Source organism: Halalkalibacterium halodurans (assembly GCF_004376175.1).
GTDB lineage: Bacteria > Bacillota > Bacilli > Bacillales > Bacillaceae_D > Halalkalibacterium > Halalkalibacterium halodurans.
Window position 1 is genome coordinate 1 of sequence record NZ_SNUY01000150.1, and the last position, 1,338, is coordinate 1,338.

The window sequence follows — 1,338 nt, forward strand, 5'->3', positions numbered from 1 at the left end:
TACCTTCTGTCATCTAATTATAAGGATTTTTTTATGAAGTTGAAGACTAGTATTTACCATAAATTCAATAAAATTGAATTTAATTACACCTTGACAAATCTTTTTTTATTTAATGCAACGCTAGTGTTTTATCATATCCAGTTAAAAAACGAAAAAAAAATAATGATGAATCGCTTTTTCATTAACAGACCGTACATATATCCGTTAATTGGTTACACACTAAGATGAATGTGAAATGTCAAATAGATAGGAGGATTTTATCATGGAACAAGAAATGGAATATAGCAAAGAATATCGATATATACCAATGACAACATTGACGGATGGTGTAGGTCAAATGGTTGCACAAGACCTTTTCTGTTTACCTATTCAAGTTGTCAATGTTTGCGTAGTTGGTAATCCCTCAGTCGAAAACGAATGGGTATTAGTCGATGCAGGAATGCCAAAATCAGCTGATCATATACTTGATGGTATAACCAAATATTTCGGTGCTGTCCATCCTCCTAAAGGAATTGTCCTTACACATGGACACTTTGATCATGTCGGAGCAGTGATTGAATTAGCAGAAAAATGGGATGTCCCTGTTTACGCCCATGAATTAGAATTACCCTACCTCACAGGTCAAAAAAGCTATCCTGAACCAGATACAAGTGTTGAAGGTGGCTTAATCGCCAAATTATCTTTTATTTTCCCAAACGAGCCGATCAACCTTGGTAAGAGAGTCCAAGCACTCCCTAACGATCACCGTATTCCAATCATGCCTGGCTGGAGATGGATTCATACGCCTGGCCATACCCCTGGACACATTTCTTTCATTCGCACCGAGGATCATGCCATGATTGTAGGAGACGCTTTTGTAACTGTGAAGCAAGAATCACTTTATAAAGTGCTCACACAACAACAAGAGATCAGTGGACCACCTAGATATTTTACAACCGATTGGGAGGCAGCATGGCAGTCTGTCAACATTCTTAAAGACCTTGATCCATCCTTAGCAATTACAGGGCATGGACTACCAATGTTCGGCGAGGATTTACGATCAAATTTAGAAAAGCTCGTTAATGAATTTGATCAAATCGCCATTCCTGATTATGGTCGTTATGTTGATAAGCACCTTCATTAATAGTTAACAATCAAAAGCTGTCATTCCTTTCCTACCGATAAAAGTCTCGAAATAGGCTAAATGATATGAGATACTTTATCAAAAAAGTAGCATTCCTGTAATGAAGAAATTTGAGGATTGAACAAAAAAGAGCCCTCTTGGTATTATACGAGGTGTCCAAAGCTTCGAAGCAAAAATGGACCCTTAAATTAGTAACCAAGGAGGACTCGTAATGA

1 protein-coding gene is annotated in these 1,338 nt (G+C 37.4%); it reads left to right on the forward strand.

The window, feature by feature from the left end:
* Nucleotides 1-262: 262 nt before the first annotated feature.
* Nucleotides 263-1,123, forward strand: a complete 861-nt coding sequence (locus E2L07_RS20530) for an MBL fold metallo-hydrolase (protein ID WP_134230531.1) — start codon at nt 263-265, stop codon at nt 1,121-1,123.
* Nucleotides 1,124-1,338: the final 215 nt, after the last annotated feature.

What these genes read in the sequence shown, in the direction of transcription:
- E2L07_RS20530 (WP_134230531.1), top strand. Translation starts at nt 263, where the DNA reads ATGGAACAAGAAATGGAATATAGCAAAGAATATCGATATATACCAATG.